General features: G+C 51.0%; 17 protein-coding genes. All 17 read right to left on the bottom strand.

The window, feature by feature from the left end:
- Positions 1-6: 6 nt before the first annotated feature.
- A complete protein-coding gene (locus HZZ01_RS01170; RefSeq protein WP_179895157.1) occupies positions 7-240 on the bottom strand; it encodes a hypothetical protein in 234 nt (77 codons plus the stop codon).
- Between the two features lie 261 nt (positions 241-501).
- Positions 502-1269 carry a hypothetical protein gene (locus tag HZZ01_RS01165; RefSeq protein ID WP_255434172.1) on the bottom strand — a complete coding sequence of 256 codons (768 nt, stop codon included), beginning with the start codon at positions 1267-1269 and terminating at the stop codon, positions 502-504.
- The gene (locus HZZ01_RS01160; RefSeq protein WP_179895156.1) at positions 1259-3442 is read right to left on the bottom strand and encodes a M23 family metallopeptidase; all 2184 of its coding nucleotides are present in this window, start codon (positions 3440-3442) and stop codon (positions 1259-1261) included. The genes HZZ01_RS01165 and HZZ01_RS01160 overlap by 11 nt, the downstream gene beginning before the upstream one ends.
- Before the next feature lie 14 nt (positions 3443-3456).
- Positions 3457-5808, bottom strand: coding sequence for a type VI secretion system Vgr family protein (locus HZZ01_RS01155; protein ID WP_179895155.1), 2352 nt, complete (start codon positions 5806-5808; stop codon positions 3457-3459).
- Between the two features lie 145 nt (positions 5809-5953).
- Positions 5954-6103, bottom strand: coding sequence for a hypothetical protein (locus HZZ01_RS01150; protein ID WP_179895154.1), 150 nt, complete (start codon positions 6101-6103; stop codon positions 5954-5956).
- Between the two features lie 386 nt (positions 6104-6489).
- Positions 6490-6771 (bottom strand): hypothetical protein, encoded by a 282-nt coding sequence (locus HZZ01_RS01145; protein WP_179895153.1) that lies wholly within the window; start codon positions 6769-6771, stop codon positions 6490-6492.
- Between the two features lie 162 nt (positions 6772-6933).
- A complete protein-coding gene (locus tag HZZ01_RS01140) occupies positions 6934-7236 on the bottom strand; it encodes a hypothetical protein (protein ID WP_179895152.1) in 303 nt (100 codons plus the stop codon).
- 506 nt (positions 7237-7742) lie between these two features.
- Complete coding sequence (locus tag HZZ01_RS01135) at positions 7743-8156, bottom strand: hypothetical protein (protein WP_179895151.1); 414 nt, start codon at positions 8154-8156, stop codon at positions 7743-7745.
- 2 nt (positions 8157-8158) lie between these two features.
- Complete coding sequence (locus tag HZZ01_RS01130) at positions 8159-9373, bottom strand: hypothetical protein (RefSeq protein WP_179895150.1); 1215 nt, start codon at positions 9371-9373, stop codon at positions 8159-8161.
- Entirely contained in the window at positions 9366-11885 is a 2520-nt protein-coding gene (locus HZZ01_RS01125; RefSeq protein ID WP_179895149.1) for a type VI secretion system Vgr family protein, read from the bottom strand. The genes HZZ01_RS01130 and HZZ01_RS01125 overlap by 8 nt, the downstream gene beginning before the upstream one ends.
- On the bottom strand, positions 11882-14545 hold the full coding sequence (gene tssH, locus HZZ01_RS01120) for a type VI secretion system ATPase TssH (RefSeq protein WP_179895148.1): 2664 nt from the start codon (positions 14543-14545) through the stop codon (positions 11882-11884). Before tssH ends, HZZ01_RS01125 begins: the two co-directional genes overlap by 4 nt.
- A 176-nt stretch (positions 14546-14721) precedes the next feature.
- The gene (locus HZZ01_RS01115) at positions 14722-15213 is read right to left on the bottom strand and encodes an Hcp family type VI secretion system effector (protein ID WP_179895147.1); all 492 of its coding nucleotides are present in this window, start codon (positions 15211-15213) and stop codon (positions 14722-14724) included.
- Between the two features lie 5 nt (positions 15214-15218).
- A complete protein-coding gene (locus tag HZZ01_RS01110) occupies positions 15219-16928 on the bottom strand; it encodes an OmpA family protein (protein WP_179895146.1) in 1710 nt (569 codons plus the stop codon).
- A complete protein-coding gene (gene tssL, locus HZZ01_RS01105; RefSeq protein WP_179895145.1) occupies positions 16925-17614 on the bottom strand; it encodes a type VI secretion system protein TssL, short form in 690 nt (229 codons plus the stop codon). Before tssL ends, HZZ01_RS01110 begins: the two co-directional genes overlap by 4 nt.
- Complete coding sequence (gene tssK, locus HZZ01_RS01100; RefSeq protein WP_179895144.1) at positions 17611-18951, bottom strand: type VI secretion system baseplate subunit TssK; 1341 nt, start codon at positions 18949-18951, stop codon at positions 17611-17613. The genes tssL and tssK overlap by 4 nt, the downstream gene beginning before the upstream one ends.
- A gap of 16 nt (positions 18952-18967) precedes the next feature.
- Positions 18968-20509 (bottom strand): type VI secretion system contractile sheath large subunit, encoded by a 1542-nt coding sequence (tssC, locus tag HZZ01_RS01095; protein WP_179895143.1) that lies wholly within the window; start codon positions 20507-20509, stop codon positions 18968-18970.
- Positions 20510-20548: 39 nt separating this feature from the next.
- Entirely contained in the window at positions 20549-21049 is a 501-nt protein-coding gene (gene tssB, locus HZZ01_RS01090) for a type VI secretion system contractile sheath small subunit (protein ID WP_179895142.1), read from the bottom strand.
- Positions 21050-21358 lie beyond the last annotated feature (309 nt).

Raw genomic sequence — 21358 nt, 5'->3', positions numbered from 1 at the left:
GCGAATTTATTCTTCATTCTCAGATTTATAAGTCATGCATGCGCATGAATATTTTTTCGACATTAACCGTTTATCTTTCATTTCTGTTTCGAATTCTTTAACACCATTCTTATCATAAAATAATAATGTGTCGCCTCCAGAGTTGATAAGTACCCCACATGATCTTTTCAGATTGCCTGCTGCAAATTTTGACCAAGAAATAACCAAGAATAAAAGTAAACCTAAACTTTTAACATTCATACCCTTCCCCAAATACGACCAATAAAAAACGTTCTCCAATTCAGATACCTATGGATTGTTAACGATAATTAATCGGTCAGAGAATTGGCCAAATGTTCATGGTGAAGATTAGCTGTTTCTTACTGAAAATATAAAAGAGTAAATTTACTGAGGATTGATAATCCATAGCTTACACCTCATGAAAAAGTAAGATTGTGATCAATTACTGATGACTCACAAGAAAATTGATGCCCTGATAATAAATAGTCATTTGTAATAGCATCATTTCGTATTGATAAGCTTCCCATCCAACTCATCAAGTGTTTTATCACCCGAAAAAAGCTTTTTGCATTTACTGTCAATCACAGCATCATCTTTATCATCAGGGAATGTCACCTTCATTTTTTTGATTATATCCCACACACCAGGAAAAGAATCTACAGAACAATCAAGATCGTTAGGAGCAACGTACATTCCATTAGCTGATATTTTTCCGATGTAAAAGTCATCAGTTACAGGAAATGTATCATCCAAAATATTCACATCCTTTACACGTGGATTCCAAAAACCTTTCCCAGAGATAACATTCTTTTTCCCATCAAAACTTGACAGTATCGCTTGGTGCGCTCGTGATTGGGCATCAATGGGAATTAAAGCGAGAATCAGTTTTTTATCGAAGTTAACATCGACAAGAGTAGATAATTTTTGGTCTAAATAATCTACGCTATATAGATTTACGAATTTGTTATTACAAGCCTCCAACTCCTTTGTTTTTAAAAACATATTGCTCCCAGCAACAATCACACCAACCTTATCACTTGTCAAAGCGAGTATTCCAGCCCCTAAATAGTACTTGCTATTCCAATTTTTAATTTTACATGAAGCGGAAACTTTCGAGGTGTCACTATGTACATCAACCACCCCTTGGTTATTTTTATTAAGACTAATCATATAACCATCAACTTTAATGGTATTGTAATATGCCCCCCAAGAGCTAAACGTAGCCATAAAGTACATCATTGAAGTTAAAAATGCTTTATTAAACGTCATCACCAATCACCTCCTTAGCTCTTTTCTTAAAGATTTTTCTCTCTGCAAGACCTTTGTCAGCACCATTTATTGCAGAGGTAACATTTTCAATAACCTGATCATCATCTGCTTTGCCATTTTTATCCCCATCCATTATTTTCACCGTTTTATCTTTAAACCCAACGATGAAAAAACCGCCAGTATCAATGCAATTATAACTACTTTCTGTTATTTTTTGTGGTGAGTCTATCTGAGGACTACGTTTTTTCATTTTTGCTGCATTTTTCTTTTTGTATTGAGGGTCATCCCACCAATATCGATCAAAGTCACTTACTGAGAGCCACCCTCGATATACCCAATAGCTAGAATAAGTATCGAGCCCAGTGAGCATTTTAAAACCACGCCCTCTGTATTTCTGGGCATCAACATCACCACAATTCCCATTAATCCAGCTGTAGGACCCTGTGATAACATTCCCTTTTGAATTGTATTTTTTACCAGAAAAATAATCGTCTTTTTCTTCTGTTAACTCTCCATACCAATGCGCGAGCTCCGCTTCATTTTTGGTTGACAGGTCAACAATCCCACCACCTTTGTGGACACCGTTCTCTATCAGTTGTTGCTGACTAATCTCCTGCATTGACAGCAAACTCCCGGATTCAACAGCCCCCTGCCCAAGAAAATGACATTTTCTATTGGCACTATAAAGATTGTATTTATTAAGTATGGCATTTATATCACCGTAATATTCAGTTACCTTCTTACTTATCTTACTGATTTGCAACTTTGCCGTTGGCTTAGTATTTGCCACCATTATTTTTTCAATTACTTCACTATCAAGCCAGCCACATTTTCTAAATTGCCGAATAAATGCCTTTGGCTCAAAGTGCCACAAACGCCCCGATGCCAAAGAACCAGAATCAAAACACAGCGCTTCAGCGTGAGCCTTAAACTTCGCATAATCTTCTTCCGACATAGGATCATGCTCGTCACTGCCGATTTTCAGCCACGAGAACCGGGTATCTACGGTACTTTTTTCCCACTCAAACGGGAAATGACATATCAACTTGCTGCACTGATTGTCATAGTCACCATTTTCATTCAGCGAAGCGATCGCTGCGGAATTGCACTGGCTATTGGAATCCGCGTCATCGTCAACCAGCTGCCAGCCAGTCCAGTGTGGAAAATCCGCGTCACTGAACTTTTTAATATTAGGATCAGCCAAATTGACCACTCCTTGCCCGCCCGGGTAATTAACCGTCATCCAAAGTGGGGCATCTGCCGGCACCAGCGTTTCATGCTCCGTATTGATGACCCGGCCAAAACGAAGCAGCTCAAATCCGGCGCTGGGGCTCTCCTTATAATTCCGCATCGCGGTTTTATAAAGATTGTATTCATAGTCTTCGCCATCGGCGTTAACCTGCGGCTCGCCCAGCAGATTATACTTCCCGTCAATTTGCGTATTTTTTTGCCGGGTCACCATCGTACAGTTGCCTTGTGCCAGAGTCATGCTGGCATACAGAGGCGCATTGCTGGTATAGAGTTCAGAAAGCCCGGTGATGGAGGTGCTGTTATCTGCCGGCGCCTTGTCATAAAACTTTGTTCCTGGTGGCAGATAAAAATGGATATCACCGTAAATTGCATCGGTTCGACCATCTTTCGAAATATCCAGCGCCTTCGTTTTTCTGCCTGTCATTTTTTTGATGTTGTCATCGTCGCAGAAAACCTGGAAGTGAAATTCATTCTGGCCGTCAGTCATTCCGGAAGAGCCAAGCGGGTCTTTACGGTAGATTTTGGCATCCGCTTTTATCTCTGCCTCCAGAAACTTCAGATGCATATACAGAGAGTAAAAAACAACCTTACCGTCCTCCCCGGAACCGATTTCTGTCTCATGTTTCAACAGGACATAGCCATCATCTGTTCCCCTGACAGGAGCATACTTCAGTGGGAACTGGTCTCTTTTCTCTGGCGGGGCGGGCTTACGGAACGATACCACCGTCCCGTCAGCAATTGTCCTTACTTTCTCCGGCGTTGTCCCTGCGTCCGTATGCGATATATGGATGCCCCCATGCCAGGACTCTGATGTATTGAGAGGATATCCCCGGCGAGCATTGACAGGCATCATCGCTTCAATCCAGTCTGCGTCAGACTGAGTGGCATCTTTATCTCTCAGAAACGGAGGACTGATGATCATGTTGTGACTCCCTGTCAGGAAAAGCTGAAGTTACTGGAAGGTTCGGTCGTTTCAGGTGCCACATTCGGGAAGTCTTTTGGCTCACTGGCCTTATCTTTTCGCCCATAATGCCCGGCTTTAGTCCGGTACTCCCCCTGAGTGGCGGATTCAATCCCGTTGGCATCCAGGTTGATGTAGCTCCCGCCGCCATTGATCACTACACGCTTATTTGCCGTTATGTGGATCTCATTCTCAGTACTGGTAATATTCAGCCCGCCGCGCGCGACCAGTTCCATCAGGTCATTTTGTGCCTGTATTTTCACTGGACCCTGATTGGCAATGAGCTTTATCCCGAGCTTACGCACAAACACGCTGAGCGCATTACCAACCCCCACAAACAGATTCTTCACCACGCTGATATCGGCATTCTTGCCGGCAGTGGCTATCAGGTTCTGCCCGGCAGATACCTGCAGATGCTGTCCGCTGGTCAGCGCCATACCGTCGGGCGCGCTGAGCAGCAGTACCGATTTTTTGAGGTCTGTAAGCTGCTGTTCCAGCACTTTGATTTGTGCCTGGAGGTCCGCCGGGTTCGCGGTCGCCTTCTGCGCGTCATCGGAGATGGATGTCATCTGCTCCCGGGCGTCACCCAGATTGCTGACCGCCGGCTGCATCTCCAGCACCTGGCCCTGTGCTTTCGTCTGGCCATCGGCGCTGATGAATATCCCTTTCTGCGCCCGGATGGCTCCCCGGCTGTCGGTTCTGAGCTCAAATCCCTCGCCGCGCTTCTGCTTCTCTGCATCCACTAAATGCCCGAGATTCAGCTGACTCTTGCCGCCGTATTCGGTGGAGATCTTGATATGCTCCTGATCGCGGCTGTCATCGAGGCGGATTTTATTATTCGCCGGGGTGCGCAGGACGTTACGTTTGTAGTTCCGGATGGTGACATGGTCGCCGTGCGCCGAGTCGTGCAGCACGCCGGAAATGTACGGCCGGTCCGGGTTACCGTCCTCAAAACCAATCGCCACTTCGGTGCCCGCCAGCAGCGGCAGGTGCAGACCGTAAGTGTCGCCGGCATACGGGCGGGACTGGCGCACCCACAGGCTCTCGAACCCGGCCTCCCGGTTATCACGGTCAAACAGCATGTTGACGCGATAGCGCCCGTCTTTATCGATGTGGCCGTAGGTGTCGTTCCCGGTGGTGCTCGTGACGCGTGCCGGCAATGTGCCAGCCATCACCGGGCGTGAGCCAGGCTCAGGACGGAAGCAAAAATCGGGGCTGTCCGGGATACCCTCAAAATTAACACCAAAATCTTCGTCACGACGGGCGTGCGTGTGCATCGCCGTGACGACCACGCCCTGCGCAAACACCTCTGCCACCTCATAGCCGCCGGTGACCTTTAACAGCATACCCGGAAAGAGTGTCGGGCAGCTGGTGATGGCGCGGGTTTGTGTCTGACCATTCAGGTAACGTTCGTGGCGAATACGGGCACAGAACGCCCCGGATTCCGGGGCCGGATGGCGGTCGTATTTACTGCCCGGCGTCAGGTAATTGTCGGCATAGTGATAGGCATCACCGTAGGTGGTGGCGTCCCCCCGGGTCACATCGACCTGGATGTTCATGTCCTCGTTTGCCGCGCGGTAGTTGTAATCGCGGGTGCTGACCTGCTTTTGCACCACCGCGTGGTGGCACTCCATGCCCCAGACCGAGTCCACCCCTTTTGAGTGCTGGCCGGATGGCGGCAAAGATGGCAGGGTCAGGCCTTTCTCATTGCCCTGCTGGCTGTCGTAAAATTCCACCACATCAATATTGAGGCGCGTGTCGGTGGTAAAGCGGAACCAGATGCCCACTTCGCCCAGCAGGCGGGTGATAAAATGCAGATCGTCCTCGCCGTACTGCATCACCTGCTCGCGGCGCGGATAGTCCTGAGTCAGTGAGAACAGAAAATCCTGGCCGCGCATGTTGTGGCGCTCGCGCAGAATTTTTTCAACAATCTGTGGAACCGACATATCCTGGTAGATGGCGTTCTGGTGTGAACGGCTGAGCAACGCCAGACGTGGGGTCAGCGTCAGGGCATAGTGTGTTTCGTCTTTTGAGGTACTCAGGCATTCAAAACCGCTGACTACCCCCTGAATGACGCGAACGGCCTGTTGCATTTTGATGCCGTAACCCTGGTCTACCGGGGCCTGCAGCGTCAGGGAAGCCGCTTTCATCAGCATCGTCTCTTTACTGATGGCATGTTCAGCGCTGGTAAATTCAATACGGTAACTGAACGGCGCGCTCAGGGCTTCATAGCCTTCAAACGCCAGCACATCGAGTTCTGCTTCACATCCTATAACCGACAGCTGGTGATGATTGTGGCTGAATCTGATCGGGGGATTGATGCTCATTGTATTCCTTCACATTGGCAGAAAAATTATGTTCTAAAACACCAGATATGCACTAAGTGAATTAGCTACTGTTTGATCTTTATCGTATATTTATTATAGAAATCTTGACCGGAATGCAACGTACCAAGAGTAAACCCAGAAACAGTTACGGGATAATCACCTGATTTTTCGGGATACCAGATATAATGATACGATGGTAATCTTTATTTACTCCATCTTCTCCACCAAAACTATATTTTATTTCTTTCGGATTCCATACCAGCCCTGAACCATTTGGAGTTATACTTACTGACACACTGAATTCATTAACAGCACCACCATTTATTTCAATAACATCCCGGTAATTGTAATTAACTGTTGCAATTATGAGTTCATTTTTCAGGCAAAACTGTTAGGCGAGAAGCGGTGCAGTCGGACACAATAAAAATTTAAATACAAATAAAACATTTCATTTAGCTCAGCGGTTTGAAAATCACTCCCCCCAAAAAATGCTTAGATAAGTAGTCAATCCTGCTTTTATAATCTTTCGCCAATCCCTACAAAGAAAAAATATTAGTTCAAATCAATTTAAAATTTTGACAGTAACACTTACGCCATCAATCTAATTCAAAACATTAACCTCGTATTTCTTTACGAAAGTTCCCCCAGCACTAGCAACCAAACCGCCAGTTATGCTAATTGTTATAATTCCTTTTGTTTTTGGCTTACCTTGAATAGTGAAGTTATTATATATATATTTTGTATGATATTTTTTTCAGCAAATGTCAATTTCAAACCTGAATTTGATGGGTGAATATCATAATTAAAATCAACAACTGGCCCTGTCCCTCCAGAAATAGTTATGGGCACATAATATTTCTGACCAACATATCCATCAGGCAAGTTATTGGGTTCGAATGCAACATTATTGCCACAACCAGTCATAAACAAAGTAAAAAGAAATGACGAAAAATATTTTTTCATTTTAATTATGGTATTTTTGTGAATACCATTCCTCCAAAAGTACAACTTAAAAATTCAACTAATATTGATGATGCTCGAAGTGAATTATCTTAAGCCTCACTCCAAGAGAAAAACTTCATTTCAATTAACAGATCTCACTAATTGATCGACTTGGCCTTGCATTTATTTAATTTCTAATGAATAGGTTTTATCAATTCTACTAGCTTTCGTGTACATAGAGCCATAAGTATAGCCAGATATAGATATCTTCACCTCACCCGATTTTAATGGCACCCCAGTAATAATATGATTGTATATAGGCAATCCATCTTTTCTTTTATTTGTAGCTACTACATGCAGTCCTATATCATAGGGATAGACATTTACACTTGCATTTTTATCAGTCAGAAATGCCGGATTATCATCTAGACCAGCTCCGATAATAATCTCTTGCTTATAAATCACACCGACTTTCCCATTCGGCAAGAAATCTCCAGATGGATTATAATCAATATAAGATGAAGAGCATGATGCACTCAGTAAGATAATGGGGCATATAATCACTCTAAAAATTATATGTTATTTAATTGGTCTAAAAACTAACCTTCCGAATGTATGTTTCATAAAAAAACCCAAACTAATGTTATTCTTCAGTTGACTTCCAACTGTCCACCACGAGAATAAATTTAAATCCACAGCATCTTCACCGGAGGTAAGTTCGGATATAACTACTCCATTACTGCACTTCACTTGTTTAGCCCCAAATATCCAATGATTCTTTGATGAGCTATCACCAGGAAAATCCGATAGAATGCCAGCAGAGATTAAGCTTACAACTTTATATCTTTTGCCAAGAAAGATTTTTCAGACAGTACCACTGGGTGAATCCCGGTACGACTGGAAACAATAAAGCTAAAGAAAAAGATAAAACATTTAACTCAACAGGTTGAAAGTCAAGCCTCTAAAAACATGTTTACGGGTATATTCCAAATTTACCGATAAATAATGCCATCCTCATAATTAATTATTCTTATCATATATGTCTTATCAATTTGGCTTCCCGGCGTTGATGTCCCCATAGAGTATCCATGAATATGAATCAGTATTTCACCTATCTTTTTAGGTTTACCACTAATTATTATATGATGATAGTCCTCCTCTTCTCTTTCCCTCCCTCCCCTTTTTAAGGTATTCACTTCAGGCTTCCATTTCAAACCTGAATCTATAGGTGAGATATCTACATCGATATTTTTTTTGAATAAAACAGCATTGGTTATTTCAATTTCAGCCAAATAGTCCTGCCACACAACCCCATCAGGGAGGTTACTTCCTTTTGGTGAAAAATTCGGTGCTGGATTTGCACAGGCAGAAACAAAGAAAATAATAAAAATAATTATTTTTTTCATGCTCATTTTATTGGTTTAAAAACCAACCCTCCAAAAACATGCTTAGCAAAGTAGCTAAGACTGCTTTTATCTTTTGTTTGCCAATCCACTCTTCCCCAAGAGAAAAGCTTCAATTCAATTAATTCATCACTATCTTTGGTAGTTATATCTCCACCAACAACCTTACAAACAGGTTTATCCCAAACAATCCAATGATTCTTTGACGATGAATCACCATCCCCCCATCCTTTTAACATCCCTGCGGATATGAGAGTTACAACTCTGTATCCTTGATTAGCATATGAATTAAGCTTTACTATATCTTTTTCGTTAGCATGTGTAAGGCTAATATTATCGAATATTTTCTCATATCCTGCTTTTTCAAACCATTCACTCAACTTCCCCCACATAGTTATTCCTGCGAGCTGATCGTCCACTTCATCATAACTCATTAGTGAATTTTCAGAATCCCTCAAGCTAGCTAATGTGATCCAGTCCAAACCTGATACTGCTTCTCTACCGTAATCATCATAGAATGCTCCTTTAGGGTGTCTGCATCCATCTCCTGGCGAAATATCCAGAGTACCTATTTTAGTTTTCCCATACAACCAGAGTTCATACGCAGCCTGTTTATATACATCCGGCCTGTCCATTTGTAGGCAGTAAAAGAAGGAAGCAGGCCCGCATAAACTGGTTCGCCCCTGATCAGGGTAACTGCTATGATTCATCCTTGATGCAATCTGGTTTTCTATCTTTCGTCTATCAAAAGGATTATCAGGACTGCCGATTGGATACTCTTTCGCTATAAATGATCTTTCCAGACAAGTGATCTTTACATTATGAATATTTTCATCACCGTTATCATTCGTGGGTTTAGTCTGAGTTTTAGTCTCAAAATAACAGATATTTTCTCTTTTATTTTTAGAGTATGCTTTCCCGGAGGCTATTTCACCAAGTGTATACATTTTTTTCGCCGGGGATGATAGCACCGAAATCAACTTGCCACCGTGTTTACGGTACAAATTAATTTCTATGATGTAGATCACTGACAAATCATCATCAGTCTCATTCGTATCATGAGGCTGAGTATAATAACCAGGATCTATTGGTTGTTGCGTCACTGACAGCAGAATATGTTTTTTATTATTAGCATCATTTTTATATACATTAAGATCGTAAAACAGATTGGATACTGGAACATTCGATTCAATTTTTGTGTAGAAATTATACTTAGGCATTGATAACTCCCGGCATCATATGCAGCAACACATCCTGAGTCTGTGCAGAAGTAAACAGCCTCGTATACCCTTCATCATCACTAACACCTTCCAGTACTGAGCCATCAGCCAAAAATGCCCTGTAAGGAGTATTCAGCATCGGTATTCCATTATCATCTGCACACAAATAACGAATATTGTGGCTGCCGTCGTCGATAGCATTGGCTAAAGGTGAAATATCAGGCTTATGCTGCGCTCGCGTTTGTCTGGCATAATGCCCGGCCCTTGTTCTGAAATCACCCATCGTCGCAGATTCAATGGCATTAACATCCAGAGTGATATAACTCCCGCCGCCATTTACTGTCAGCTTCTTCTTCGCGATGATTTTGATTTCATCTTCCGTGCTGACAATGCTGATTTCTTTACGTGCCAGCAATTCCATCAGATCATTTTGCGCCTGAATTTTTACTGGTCCCTGATTAGCAATGAGCTTTATACCGAGCTTGCGCACAAACATGCTGAGCGCATTACCAACCCCCACAAACAGATTCTTCACTACGCTGATATCGGCATTCTTGCCGGCTGTGGCGATCAGGTTCTGACTGGCTGAGAGCTGCAGATGCTGTCCACTGGTCAGCGCCATACCGTCGGGCGCACTCATCAGCAGTACCGATTTCCTGAGCTCCGTTAATTGCTGCTCCAGCAGTTTGACCTGCGCCTGCAGGTCAGCGGGATTCGCCGTCGCTTTCTGAGCGTCCTCTGAGATGGATGTCATCTGCTCCCGGGCATCGCCCAGGTTACTGACGGCTGGCTGCATCTCCAGCACCTGACCCTGTGCTTTCGTCTGGCCATCAGCGCTGATGAACATCCCTTTCTGCGCCCGGATGGCTCCCCGGCTGTCGGTTCTGAGCTCAAAGCCCTCGCCGCGCTTTTGCCGCTCGCTGTCTACCAGATGGCCGAGGTTCAGCTGGCTCTTGCCGCCATATTCGGTTGAGAGCTTGATATGCTCCTGATCGCGGCTGTCATCGAGGCGGATTTTATTATTCGCCGGGGTGCGCAGGACGTTACGTTTGTAGTTCCGGATGGTGACATGGTCGCCGTGCGCCGAGTCGTGCAGCACGCCGGAAATGTACGGCCGGTCCGGGTTACCGTCCTCAAAACCAATCGCCACTTCGGTGCCCGCCAGCAGCGGCAGGTGCAGACCGTAAGTGTCGCCGGCATACGGGCGGGACTGGCGCACCCACAGGCTCTCGAACCCGGCCTCCCGGTTATCACGGTCAAACAGCATGTTGACGCGATAGCGCCCGTCTTTATCGATGTGGCCGTAGGTGTCGTTCCCGGTGGTGCTCGTGACGCGTGCCGGCAATGTGCCAGCCATCACCGGGCGTGAGCCAGGCTCAGGACGGAAGCAAAAATCGGGGCTGTCCGGGATACCCTCAAAATTAACACCAAAATCTTCGTCACGACGGGCGTGCGTGTGCATCGTCGTGATGGCCACGCCCTGCGCAAACACCTCTGCCACCTCATAGCCGCCGGTGACCTTTAACAGCATACCCGGAAAGAGTGTCGGGCAGCTGGTGATGGCGCGGGTTTGTGTCTGACCATTCAGGTAACGTTCGTGGCGAATACGGGCACAGAACGCCCCGGATTCCGGGGCCGGATGGCGGTCGTATTTACTGCCCGGCGTCAGGTAATTGTCGGCATAGTGATAGGCATCACCGTAGGTGGTGGCGTCCCCCCGGGTCACATCGACCTGGATGTTCATGTCCTCGTTTGCCGCGCGGTAGTTGTAATCGCGGGTGCTGACCTGCTTTTGCACCACCGCGTGGTGGCACTCCATGCCCCAGACCGAGTCCACCCCTTTTGAGTGTTGGCCGGATGGCGGCACAGATGGCAGGGTCAGGCCTTTCTCATAGCCCTGCTGGCTGTCGTAAAATTCCACCACATCAATATTGAGGCGCGTGTCGGTGGTAAAGCGGAACCAGATGCCCACTTCGCCCAGCAGGCGGGTGATAAAATGCAGATCGTCCTCGCCGTACTGCATCACCTGCTCGCGGCGCGGATAGTCCTGAGTCAGTGAGAACAGAAAATCCTGGCCGCGCATGTTGTGGCGCTCGCGCAGGATTTTTTCAACAATCTGTGGAACCGACATATCCTGGTAGATGGCGTTCTGGTGTGAACGGCTGAGCAACGCCATACGTGGGGTCAGCGTCAGGGCATAGTGTGTTTCGTCTTTTGAGGTACTGAGGCATTCAAAACCGCTGACTATCCCCTGAATGACGCGAACGGCCTGTTGCACCTTAATGCCATAGCCTTGATCCACCGGTGCCTGCAGCGTCAGGGAAGCGGCTTTCATCAGCATCATTTCCTTGCTGATGGCATGATCGCCACTGGTGAACTCAATACGGTAGCTGAACGGTTGACTCAGGGCTTCGTGACCCTCAAAGGCCAGAACGTCCAGCCCGGACTCACAGCCTTTTACCGAAAGTCCGTGGTGATTGTGGCTGAAGAGGATTTTAAAATTCGTGCTCATGCGTCAGTTCCTTCTGGTTCAGTGGCTGGGGTATCAAACTCCAGTACAATGCCCTCCTCGTCGCTCCACTCCAGGGTCAGTAATTTGGGCTTCTGCTTCGCGGCCATATGGGTCAGCAACTGCTGACTCAGTACTGGCAGGATTTGCTGGTTGAGAAGACTATCAACGTTACGCGCACCGGTATCCGGCAACAGGCAGGCCACGGTCAGCGTGTCATACAGGCTATCGCCAATCTGCGTGGTCAGCCCGTAGTGACGCTTCAGGCGCTGGCTCACCTGGCTGAGCTTCATCTCCACGATGGTGCGGATGGCCGTTTCTGCCAGCGGACGGTAAATTACCGTCTGGAAGCGGGCCAGCAGCGCGGGCTGGAAGTGGTCACGTAAAATCGGGCGCAGCAGTTCGTGCAGGTCGCTTTCGCTGGCGTCTGGCTGTTCATCCAGCAGCTGCATGAGGTGGTCGCTGCCAAGGTTCGAGGTCATCAGAATAACGGTATTACGGAAGTCAATTTCACGCCCTTCGCCGTCGCGCATAAAGCCGCGGTCAAAGACCTGATAGAACAGATTCATCACGTCGCGGTGGGCTTTTTCCACTTCATCGAGCAGTACCACGCTGTACGGACGCTTGCGCACCGCTTCGGTCAGAATACCGCCCTGGCCGTAACCGACGTAACCCGGCGGGGAGCCCTTCAGCTGGGAAACGGTGTGCGGCTCCTGATATTCGGACAGGTTGATGGTAATGAGTGACTTTTCACCACCGTACAGCACATCGGCCAGCGCCAGCGCGGTCTCGGTTTTACCGACTCCACTCGGACCGACCAGCAGGAACACGCCCTGAGGGCCGTTCTCAGACGTCAGACCGGTTTTCGCCGCCCGCAGTCGCTGCGCAATGGCATTGAGGGACATATCCTGACCCACCACGCGCTTACCGATTTCAGCTTCCAGGGTCAACAGTTCGGTCTGCTCATCTTTCATCAGTGAGGAGAGCGGCACGCCGGTCCAGTCGGCAATCACGTTGGCCACGGTGCGGGGGTCCACGTCCAGCGAGAGCAGCGGCGTGCTGCCCTGCAGCGTGGAGAGCTGGTTTTGCAGGTTGTTGATATCGGTCTGACGGCTGATGTCCTGACGCACGTCGAGCAGCTGTTCCGTCAGGCTCAGCTCGCGACCATACTGGGTTTCCAGCACGTCGAGCTCAACAATAAGATCGTTCTGCTGTTGTTCAATCGCCGCCAGGCGTTCGCCGTGGCGATGATTACCCAGCGCGATATCTTCCAGCAGCGCCTGCTTTTCGATGTCCAGGGCGGTGAGCTGCGCCCGAAACTGCGTCAGCGCTTCCGGCACGGTGTCGAGACTCATGCGCACACGGGCAGAGGCCGTATCGAGCAGGTCAACGGCTTTGTCCGGCAGCTGGCGGCCCGTCAGGTAGCGGCGAGAAAGCGTGACGGCGGCACGGACGGCATCGTCAGTGATATGTACGCCATGGTGTTCCGCGTAGCGGGATTTCAGGCCCCTGAGCATCAGGCAGGCGGTGTCGTCGTCCGGCTCGTCCACTTTCACCATCTGGAAGCGGCGCTCCAGCGCGGCATCACGCTCGAAATACTGTTTGTATTCGGACCAGGTAGTGGCCGCGATGGTGCGCAGTTCGCCGCGTGCCAGCGCAGGCTTCAGCAGATTGGCCGCATCCGCGCCCCCGGCCGAATTCCCCGCGCCGATGATGGTGTGCGCTTCGTCGATAAACAGCAGGACAGGCACCGGCGACTGCTGCACGGCATCGATGACATTTTTCAGGCGCTGTTCGAACTCACCCTTCACGCCAGCGCCCGCCTGTAGCAGACCGAGGTCCAGAGTACGCAGTACCACGGTTTTCAGGCTTTCGGGCACATTGCCCTCGGAGATCCGCAGCGCCAGGCCTTCCACCAGGGCCGTTTTACCGACACCCGGCTCGCCGACCAGGATCGGGTTGTTTTTACGGCGACGGGAGAGGATGTCCACCATCTGGCGAATTTCGGTATCACGGCCAAACACCGGGTCGATTTTGCCGTATTTCGCTTTGGCGGTGACATCGAGGGTGAATTTATCCAGCGCGTTCTGCAGCGCAGGCGACAACTCGCCTTCTTTGCCTTCAGAAACGCCGACCGGGCGACCCACGAACTCAACCGTATCGCTTTTGGCTAATTCTTCCTCCAGCTGCATGTCCGGGCGCTCGTCAGATTGCGTATCCAGCAACGGACGCAGTCGCTCAAGCTGGCTCTGGCCCAGCGTCAGCAATGGCCAAAGGCCATCGCAGCGCGCCAGCTTTGGCTGAGCAACCAGCGCCATCAGCAGATGAACACTGCGGATCTGTCCTTCCCCGGCAAGGGATGCCAGTAGCCAGGCTTCCTGCAGGAGGGTCTGAACGCTGGCGGACAGCTGTGGACGCTGACGAACTGAGCGGGGCTGATTATCCAGCCAGGCCAGCATATCCTGCCACAGCGCATCCATATCCCACTCATAACGGCGGGCCAGCACCGTCAGGTCACCTTCACCCTGCTCAAGCAGTTTCAGCAGCCAGTGCTCAGGCAAAATTTCTGCATGCGCCCGGGTCTGGCAGAGCGAAGCCGCCCCTTCCATCGCACGGGCACAGTAAGGGTTCAGACGTCGCAGCAGAATGGCTGGATTTTCCATGACTTTCTCTCTTTGTCGTTTCCTGGACACGCTACCGCCCATCGCTGTTTCCCGGGAAGGGTACCAAAGCGCATACGGTCAGGCTGGCAGTTTGTGGGGTTCTTTGCTCAGCGCCCGCAGGGCAGACGTTCAGCAAAAACAAAAAAGCGGGCAGGATGTGCTGCCCACTTCTGGTCTTACGCGGTGGCGCGTTCGTTCCAGGAATCGGAATGAATGATGTTGCCGTCTTTGTAGGTCCAGGTGATTTTTTCGTAGCGCAGTTCAATGCGCTCAAGGTGGTTATGCTTCTCTTTGGATGGATCCTTGATGTCATACATTTCAGGATTCACCTTCACCACTTTCACGTTTTCCAGTTTGGTGTTGAAGTACTCCACTTCCTGACCCGCGTCGTTGATTTTGTACCACTTGAATTCAGCAGACTTCAGGGTCTGACCGGTGGTCACCGCCTTGTACAGGTACGGGCTTGAGGAGTCGATTTCCTTGGTGAACAGGAACGGGGTGTGGATACGGGTACCGGTCAGCTTGCCGGTGTTGTTGTCGGTCGGGATGTACAGATCGTGTTTCTGTGCCACCACTTCGATGCTGCCTTCGCGATCCTGAACGTCCACAGCCCCTTTGATGTCCGCGCCGCCGTCGTCTTTCAGCCAAAGATAAACAGGAATTGCCATGTGATTTACTCCATTACAGTTTTATCTGCGCCATCATCCGATGACGCCAGGGGATTGCCCGGTATCTGACAGGCGTCGGCCTGCGGAACCAGACTGATTTCGACACGACGGTTAAGTGCGCGCCCTTCCGGGGTGTCGTTCGTGGCGACCGGGCGGCTTTCGCCATAGCCCTGCACCGCAAAACAGCTTTCCGGCACATCGCCGGTGTCACGCATCCAGTTGCGTACCGCTTCGGCACGCCTCAGGGAGAGCGTCTGATTCAGTTGAGGGTTGCCGGTGTTATCGGTGTGGCCACTGACCACAATCAGCCAGCCCGGTTTGGCCTTAATGCCGACCAGGGAGGTCACCAGCATTTTGGTGGAGCCCGATTTCAGTTCAGATTTACCGGAATCGAACAGCGACATGCTGTCGAGACGAACGATTTTCGGAACCAGTTTGGGTTTCGGCTGCGGTTTGGGCGGCGGCGGCGGGGGCACATACGAGCGGATCGCTTCCAGCACCGGCATGCGCAGATGCCCGCCCTGATACAGACCCAGACTCATGTTCAGTGGTTCACCGTTACGCGACCAGTTATCCAGCAGTGCGCCGTCCTGACGCAGCACCTTCACGGCCTCTGCCTTCGGGCCGTAATCATCCATCGAAATACGGTCATAGTGGGTGATGTCAAAGCTCACTCGCTGCAGCAGCTGGTGATTATTCCAGCCACTGCTGAGCAGTGCCGCCATCGCCGCCAGGGTGAACATCCCGAGAGCACAACGCAGCGTCCTGCCCCGCGGTGTCAGCCCCTGGCCTTCTGGCAGCAGCGGCAGAACAAAGTCAGGGAACAGTGACATCACCGTGCTGTCGGTGCCAACGGGCTGCCATCCGGCGACGTGTTGCATCGCGGTGTGGCGGGATAATGATGCTGTCCAGAGGGATGAGGCCAGGCTGCCAGCCAGAATGGGCCCAATTCCCCACAGCACGGCGGTCGGGGCAATGGCCGGGATATCCGGATTTTCATCCATGAAGACCGCTTTAACGTGATGGTGGAACCAGCTCATCAGGCTGTTCATCAGTACCTGTTGCTGCATCGCCATCGCCCCGCCGGTGGTGACCCAGCTGGCAATCGAGCAGGGCGCTGACGATCCTCGCCAGACGCTGACCCCTTCGCCAGGTATTGCCGCCTGCCAGAGCATGTCGTTCATCATGACGCTGCCTGCCTGACCGTTCAGAACCAGTGGCACGGAATGACCACTCTTCTTACGCAGCTGGCTGATTTGCCAGCGCAAAGCCAGCAGACGACTGGTCAGAGCTTCACGGTCTGCGTGCTTCTGAGGGCAAACGCTGACCATTACCGACAGCTGCCGCCCCCAGTCCGGACGAAGCCATAACAGCTGACACGCCACCTGCTCCAGGTCCTGATGGTCTTCAACCCGGATCCAGCACCCCTGGGTGACGGTCAGAACCTGAGACGGCTGTGACCAGGCCTGTGGCAGATCGCCACAGACCAGCAGCACCGGCTGGCGGTAAGTGGCGTCAGGCAGGTCATTCAGATTCAGAGTATCGCCCTGCTTCTGGCGACGGCTTGCCACAAACCAGCACGCCACGATGCCCCCCAGCGTCCCCAGCAGAAGCAGGATCGAGACCGGCTGTGACACCGGGAGAAACCCAAGGCACACCACGGCGCTCAGCAGAGCAGCCCACAATGCCAGTCCGCGCTGTTGTGCAGGACTCATTTCACCGCTCCCGGCAACAGGGCTTTCAGGGTCTGGTCAAGCCAGCAGTCCAGCCCCCACCAGAGCACCGCCACAACGAGCAGGCTCAGGCCGATACGCGCCGGCCAGGAGGCCAGCCAGCCCCCCATGCCCCGTCCGGCACGACTTTCTGCCAGTACTGGGGGGGGCTGCGGATAGCTGAAGGGGGCGACGTGCTCACTGAGCGTACTGACGAGGGACTGCCGCGCCGGATCGTTCAGAGAGCGGTAGCTGCCGAGGAACCCCAGCATCATCACCCGCTGAAAACAGGTCAGTACTGCCGCATCGGGGGCGGGTTCACGCAGGACATCATGCATCCGGTCACAGAGCGTATCGCCAGCATCCATGGTGCCCAGGAAATGCCCCTGCAGCGGAATGTTGTACCACTGCACGCAGGCGTCATCCTCCACGCCCCGACCTTTCACCGCCTCATCGAGCAGGGCACACTGCGCGGCAAGAATGTGCTGACAGCCCTCCTCGTCCAGCTCACGCGCTTTCAGCTCTTGCCGGACCCGCTCCACATCGGCAATACAGCGCTCCCACAGGACCCGCCCCTCACCGTCCTGAAACGTCGGGCCGTGGCGCAGGCTGATGGCCTGCAGCCAGGTATCCTGCAGCAGCTCATCAATATCGATGGACGCGGCCGTACCGCGTTTATGCTCACTCATGTTCTCAGTACCGCAAAGAGTTCAAGTTCAGGCTCGCCGAGCATCCCCGGGACATAAAACATGCAGCTGCCGCTTTGCAACATCTCGGTGGCCAGTGGGTGTGTCACATCAAGGTTGAAATACTGATTTTCCAGGCGCAGCGGAATGGCAGCCGGCACATGACGCAGTGGCATCAGCGGCACCCCCACGCGGGAGGAGTTGACGATACTGCGAACGTGATCGGGACTGCCGACCTTGCACTGGCGCGGGAACTGCTCCTGCAGCTGTGCCACCGACATCGGCGAACGAACGGAGAGGTAATAATCGGCGCCTTCGCGCAGACGCGGATCGTGCAGACGGGCCTGCCAGAAATGCAGACGCGGATCGTAATCCAGTTCAATGGAAACCACCCGCGACGGCAGACTGGCTTCCAGCAGATCGCCCAGCAAATCAAACAGCGGCGGGAAGACGTTATTCAGCTGCTCATGCTGCCAGGCCGGAATGGCACTGACCTGGTGCTCCAGTGAGAAGGTCAGCAGGCTGCCCGCGAGCCTTACCAGCTCTGGATACAGACGCTCAGGCGGACTTTGCGGGTGACGCTGGAACTGCCCCAGTACCGGCTCAGCACTGTTCAGCGCATTGAGCAACCAGAACAGGGACACATCGGCCACGGCAAAATCGGCCATCCGCTCATTGCTTTCACGGCGCATGGCCATCAGACGAGTCAGACGCGCACGCAGTTGCGTCATCAGTTGGTCCAGTTGGGTGACCAGCCAGCGGCTGCCCTGCAGCGCTAACAGAGGAGGAAGAAAGGCCTCATCGGGTGCCCAGTTACCCTGCGAGTTCTGCTGCAGACGGGCAACCGGACAGGTCAGGTAATCGCTGTTGTTCTGATGGGCAAAGCGCAAAGTCAGTTCAGGCTGAATGACCGCAATCTGGCGGGTATCTTCACCAAAGCGGTTGCGGACATCCCGCCAGCGCTGGCGGAAACGTACCGGGCGTTCAGCCACTTCATCAGGCTTCAGGCAGTTGCCACCATTGGCCCGCAGCAGCGGCAGGGCGAGGACCACCGTCACGGCCTGCGACTCGCTCTCAAGCGACAGCACCGGTGGCAGGTCGTCCGCATTATCCGTATCGATAAGCGTCCCGTCAGGGAAGCGGATATGCAGATGACGGGCCTGCAGACAGCCCAGCTTCAGTGCATCCGGCTCAAACGTGGCCTCGATCATTCCCCAGGGCTGGGCAAGACCCAGCCGGGCGATACATTCCACAGACCAGGCCGCATACGCGGCCTGTTGCTGGAAGTGCTGGGGAGAGACCATCTGGCCTCTGCCCCATAACGGTTGTTCCGTTTTCATGGGCTTCCTGCCTTACTTAGGATTTCGCCTTCGGCATCTGGGAAACCAGTGACAGGTTGACGTCCATCCCTTCCACCTGGAAGTGCGGTACCGCATACAGCTTCACACGGAAGAAGCCCGGGTTATCTTCGATATCTTCCACCACCACTTTGGCATCGCGCAGCGGGTGAGACGCCTGCAGCTCGTCGCCCGGATCGGTCATTTCCGTCACCAGACTACGCACCCAGGTGTTGAGCTCGAGCTCCAGCAAACGGCGGTCCTTGGTGGTGCCGATGTTTTCACGCTGAATCAGCTTCAGGTAGTGAGCAATGCGTGACAGCAGGAAGATGTACGGCAGACGGGCATTGATGCGGCTGTTGGCTGTGGCATCCGCGGTGTCATACAGGGCTGGTTTCTGGGTCGAGTTCGCCGAGAAGAAGCACGCATAGTCACGGTTCTTGTAGTAGGAGAGCGGAATGAAGCCGAGATTGGCAAACTCAAACTCACGGGTTTCAGGGATCATCACTTCAGATGGGATCTTGACCTGATTGCCGGTGCCCAGATCGTACAGATGAATAGGCAGATCCTGAACGGCACCACCGGCCTGCGGGCCACGGATTTGCACACACCAGCCGTTATTAATAAAACTGCGAACCATGTTGGATGCAAAGGCAAATGAGGCGTTGGTCCAGAGGTATTTGTCGTGATCCGGGCCTTTCACTTCTTCCACGTAATTGAAGCTGCGCACCGGCACGGTATCCGGGCCATATGGCAGACGGCCCAGGACACGCGGCATCACCAGACCGATATAGCGGGAATCGTCCGTCTCGCGAAAGGACTTCCATTTGATATATTCAGCGCGGTCAAAGTAGTTACCGATATCTTTTATAGCCGCCACTTCCTCCATCGAATCCTTGAGGAAAAATTTCGGGCCTGCGGAGCCGATAAACGGCATATGCGCAGCAGCAGACACTTTAGAGATGTTGCGCAGAAGCGTTACATCCTGAGCGGAAGCATCAAATTCGTAGCCGGAAATCAGCGCGGCAATCGGCTCACCGCCAGGGGTGTCATACTCATTAATATAGGTGTGTTTATACAATCCACTCTGGATGATTTCCGGGCAGTCTTCGAAGTCCTGACGCAGGTCTTCTTTGGACATATCCAGCAGTTCAACTTTCACGTTCTGACGGAAATCAGTTTTGTCGACCAGCGATTTCACGCCCCGCCACAGGCTCTCCACCGCCTGGAATTCTTCGCTATGCATTACCGCATCCAGCTGACGGCTAATCTGGTAGTCCAGCTCCGCGATATGATGGTCAATCAGGTTTTTGTCGAGTTTTTCAACTTTTGAGCCCGCTTTCGTCAGGCATTCCAGAAATACCTGCATCCCCGCCGTTAAACGTTCATCCGCAGTCGCATCCGACATCGCCTGCGCATCCTGCCAGATATCCAGTGCACTGAGTTCGGAGACCGGGTTCAGATTGATTTTTTTAAACAGAGACGCATAAACCCCACCAGCAGCCGGACGTTCCAGCACCACGCTCTCGCCACCCGCGACATTCTCAATTTTTACAGACATCAATATCCTCCTTATTAATCCGTTAAATCATCCTGACCGTTATGGCTGTTTCGGGGCCAGAGCAGACAGTTCTGCGCGGAGTTCTGCGCTTAATGCCGGGTCGAGCAGAATTTTTTCCAGCTCTTTTCGGAAAGCCTGATTATCCAGCAGGTTAGCTTTTAAGTCGCGAAGCAGATTGCGCATGGACAGCATCGCCTTTAGCTGAGGTATTTGACGGGAGACCTGCTCCGGGGTGAAATCCTTCATGCTCCGGAAGGTCAGGCTGATGTTGTCTTCGCTGCCGTCATCAGCCAGCGTGTTTTTAACGGTCAGATTGACGTTTGGGGAATATTCGGAAAGTACTGAGTCAAAGTTATTTTTGTTCAGATTAACTTTTTTTCGCTCAGACAGAGGTGCAGACTCCTGCCCATGACTGAAGTCTCCTGCCACCAGTAATTTCAGGGGGAGTTCGGTTTTCTTGCTCGCACCGCCCGTATGCAAATCAAGTTTTAAATTAATACGTGCCTTGGGTATTTCGGACTGAAAGGAAGAGTTAGACATGGCTGTCCCTGTTCTCTGGAGTGATAGAAACCGCCACAGCCAGTGTCAAATGTTAAGAACGGCTACCCCTGCCATAAATCATTCCTGATATTAAACATTCATCTCAAAACAGGCGCTGCGGGAAGAAGCGAGTTCAATCCATCTACTGGCGATATGACGCGGTTCAGAAGCGTGAATCCGTAAATTTAATTTTCAGATAAACACCAATAGCGTGAGTGTAAAAATAGTAGAACAGGTAAAGGAAATGATAAGATGAAACAAAATGTAACAGAGAGGACGTGCGAGAAGTCAGGATCTAGTGATCTGATA

The sequence above is a fragment of the Pantoea sp. WMus005 genome (assembly GCF_013415305.1).
GTDB classification, from domain to species: Bacteria; Pseudomonadota; Gammaproteobacteria; order Enterobacterales; family Enterobacteriaceae; genus Pantoea; species Pantoea rara.
The sequence above is the reverse complement of the archived record's forward strand: the minus strand, read 5'-3'. Positions and strand labels throughout refer to the sequence as shown.